Source organism: Methanosarcinales archaeon (genome assembly GCA_014859725.1).
GTDB lineage: Archaea > Halobacteriota > Methanosarcinia > Methanosarcinales > Methanocomedenaceae > Kmv04.
Genome location: JACUTQ010000212.1, coordinates 1 through 3,179, shown reverse-complemented (window position 1 = coordinate 3,179; position 3,179 = coordinate 1). Strand labels below are relative to the sequence as shown.

The 3,179-nt window shown below is 39.4% G+C and carries 5 protein-coding genes; 3 read left to right on the top strand and 2 right to left on the bottom strand.

The annotated features are described in order from the left end of the window. The first annotated feature begins 278 nt into the window (after positions 1 to 278). The gene (locus IBX40_12230) at positions 279 to 890 is read left to right on the top strand and encodes a hypothetical protein (GenBank protein MBE0525076.1); all 612 of its coding nucleotides are present in this window, start codon (positions 279 to 281) and stop codon (positions 888 to 890) included. On the opposite strand, the gene IBX40_12225 is transcribed toward IBX40_12230, so the two are convergent. Then, complete coding sequence (locus IBX40_12225) at positions 858 to 1,289, bottom strand: polymer-forming cytoskeletal protein (GenBank protein MBE0525075.1); 432 nt, start codon at positions 1,287 to 1,289, stop codon at positions 858 to 860. The two genes, IBX40_12230 and IBX40_12225, sit on opposite strands and share 33 nt — an antisense overlap. Positions 1,290 to 1,378: 89 nt before the next feature. Between IBX40_12225 and IBX40_12220 the strand changes: the two genes are divergently transcribed. After that, complete coding sequence (locus tag IBX40_12220) at positions 1,379 to 2,020, top strand: thymidylate synthase (protein MBE0525074.1); 642 nt, start codon at positions 1,379 to 1,381, stop codon at positions 2,018 to 2,020. A gap of 100 nt (positions 2,021 to 2,120) precedes the next feature. Then, positions 2,121 to 2,405, top strand: a complete 285-nt coding sequence (locus IBX40_12215) for a hypothetical protein (GenBank protein ID MBE0525073.1) — start codon at positions 2,121 to 2,123, stop codon at positions 2,403 to 2,405. A 1-nt stretch (position 2,406) separates the two neighbouring features. Here the strand turns inward: IBX40_12215 and radC are convergent, their stop codons facing one another. Beyond that, a complete protein-coding gene (radC, locus tag IBX40_12210) occupies positions 2,407 to 3,093 on the bottom strand; it encodes a DNA repair protein RadC (protein ID MBE0525072.1) in 687 nt (228 codons plus the stop codon). Between the last annotated feature and the right edge of the window lie 86 nt (positions 3,094 to 3,179).

Sequence of the window (3,179 nt, the reverse complement as noted above, 5' to 3'; positions counted from 1 at the left end):
CCGCAGCTCTGCTGCGGTTGGGTGTGCCGTCGCAACGTTTGACTTATTCAGGTTATTAATATATAATATAAATGAAAATTTATAAATACATTTAGTATTGAAAGTCAGTTCTTGGAAAAAATTAATTTATATCCTCTGCTTTTGGAGAAAAGGATAGCAGAAGACAAATAAGTAGTTATATAAGAAGATCAAATGGATGATTTAACTGGTAAACTGAAGAAAAAGGATTATAATATATTATATACTAATAAATTGATACTGTTAAGCAGGAGAATTATATGGTCAAGACAGTAGTTGTTGAATTTTCTGATAGGGAATATCAGATCCTTCTAAAATTAGATGAGTTTGAAGGTGATGACTCCCAGAAACTTAAAGAACTTTTTACTAGTTACCTTGTACAAACACCCAGATTACAAGCTGGTTACCACTTGATCAAACTGGATGAGACTCAGGACCATTTGCTTGAAATACTGGACTCTATTTACAAAGAATATGAATCGAATCCATCTCCATTAGAAGGTTGGACCCAGTCAAAATATGATAAAATACAGGAAGATCTGCTACAGATCGAAATCATAAGGCCGATGGGTGCGGGAAGTTATGGACCTACATCTCGATTTAAGAAACCATGGTTGACAGTATATAATAGCACATCCAAAATCTTTCCCGACCATGATGAGTTCAGTCAGGCATATATAGCCACTGTATACATGCTGGATTATTTATCCAGAGGAACGTTCGAAGCCGAACTATTAAAGGATGCTACAATAATTTTGAATGAATTTTACTTGCACTCATATGCTTTAGCAAAGAAACAAGCACATGAATCTCAAAAAGCAATTGACAAAAAAAGGCCATCAATCTCTTCTAGCAACGATCTTGTGACCTGATTTAATGCTTTTTATATATGTCCTTCCTGTTATTTCAAGATTCCCAACACATTCTGCTGCTCTTGCTGATACATAAGGTCTCACCATCATATTACCTCCAGCATAGGCCAGCCCACCAATACTGGTTCTGTCCAGTAGTGATAGGTCATTTTTGACTTTTATATTGCCCTGGATATTACAATCAGCGCTTATTACGGCTTTTTCAGCGATAACATTGCCTTTTATTAATGCCCCTCTACCCAGTTCAAGATTGCCTTGAACAATCAAATTTCCCCAGAAACTTGAACCTGTTCCGATAATTACATTTCCGGGTAACGTAACATCATTTTCAAAAAATGACCTTTTTTTAATTATAATTGTTTTGGAGGCGGGATGTCTTTTTATGAAATTAGGGTCCATGGAAATCACATTTATTATAATAATAGCATTAGCTTTAACTACTTTGAGTAGATTAAAACTTTTGGAATCTATCTTGATAATGGAGATCGATAAAATTGACACTTCAAATCGGCAGGGTAATTAGGGCCAACAGCATCAGTGATGCATGGTATCGTGGATTGAATCTGATCTGGAACCATGGTAATGAGGTCACTGATGAGAGAGGCAGCAGGATTCGGGAATACCTTAATCTGATGATCATTATCCAAAACCCGTATATCGAGAGAATACCAAAAGATATCTCCTGGAACGAGGAACGTCTTGAAGAATATGCCAAACAGCTGATTACTGGCGAAAATGTGCAGGATTTTGAATATACATATGGTCAGAGATTGCGTAACTGGGATGAAAAGATAGACCAGATCGCATATGTGATCGATAAATTAAAACAAAATCCTGCCACTCGAAGAGCTACTGCAGTTACATGGGTTCCCACTATAGATACTGTTGTGGATGAAGTACCTTGTATGATTATTGATGATTTTAAGATCAGGGGAGGTAAGGTAAACCTTACAACATTGTTCAGAAGTCATGATTTTGCAGGTGCATATCCGGCAAACCTGTATGGTCTGTCCAGACTCCTTGAATATGTAGCTGGTGAGGTGGGTGAAAGCCCTGGTATGATAACTACAATTAGCGTCAGTGCACATATATATGAGCATGATTGGGATATGGTAGAAGATATTCTGTAGTGGTATATTATGAAAAACATTATTAAGGGTTAGCTCCCCAAAATATCATTCCGTGATAACTTATATTCAATAAATTGATGAAAATTATTAGGTGATATTGATGTGTGCAAGTGAGATTAAAAAATATAAACGAAAATGTGTGGTTCTTAATGTAGCTGAAGCCAAAGCATGGCGCAATGTGTCAGTCCTGGATATTAAAACAAAAGACAAATTTTTCTTTGGAAAAGTAAAGTCGGCCCCGCCTGAAATTAATATCGGGGAAGAACTATATATCGGATATGAGGAATTACCCTATGACCTGCCACAGGGTTCACATAAGATCGTTCTATTGACTTTAGACGGTATGCTGCTGGATTGGGCCATGATGACCCCCAATTCATCATAGTTCAGATCAAATTCTGTTCTTTTAAACTGATGAACCTGCCGTTGCCGATTATTATGTGGTCATAGACTTCGATCCCAACTACCCGGCCGGTCTCAATGAGTTTTCGTGTGATGTCGATGTCGTTCTGGCTGGGTGAAGGGTCTCCACTGGGATGATTGTGAGCAACAATGATGGCGGCCGCACTTTCCTGGATTGCGGTCTTGAATACTTCCCTGGGGTGGACTATATTTGCATTTAAGCTGCCCACTGATACTGTCTCTTCCCTGATGAGGTTATTCTTGGTGTCCAAGTGCAGTGCAATAAAGAATTCTTTTTTCTGCTCCCTGACTTTTGGATAGATGTGATTGTAAGCGGCCTCAGGACTGCTTATCCTGGTCTTTTCTTCTTCAGTGAAGGTCTCAAGCCTGCGGTTCAATTCGAACATGGCTGCTATCTGGCTGGCTTTAGCTACTCCCACACCATGTACCTCCTGCAGCTTGGTGGGGGAAGCACGGCTCAATTGCTGGATGTTATAGGTTGAGAGTATCCGGGTGCACAGGTTCAGGACATTCTCGCCTTTGGTACCTGTGCGCAGGATGATTGCCAGGAGTTCTGAGTCTGATAGCACAGCAGCACCGTTTTTTAATAGCCTCTCCTGGGGCCTGTCCTTGGGCTGTATGTCCTGAATCCTGATGTGGTATTCAGGCATGTAGGGTACTGTAGAAATTTTTTGGTATATAAGGGATGTGGTTTTGTCTCAACGAATGTTCAATTATTGGCTGCGATTTGTTAATA

Coding starts and splice junctions, on each gene's coding strand:
- IBX40_12230 (MBE0525076.1), top strand. CDS start 279: ATGGTCAAGACAGTAGTTGTTGAATTTTCTGATAGGGAATATCAGATC.
- IBX40_12225 (MBE0525075.1), bottom strand. CDS start 1,289: ATGGACCCTAATTTCATAAAAAGACATCCCGCCTCCAAAACAATTATA.
- IBX40_12215 (MBE0525073.1), top strand. CDS start 2,121: ATGTGTGCAAGTGAGATTAAAAAATATAAACGAAAATGTGTGGTTCTT.
- radC (MBE0525072.1), bottom strand. CDS start 3,093: ATGCCTGAATACCACATCAGGATTCAGGACATACAGCCCAAGGACAGG.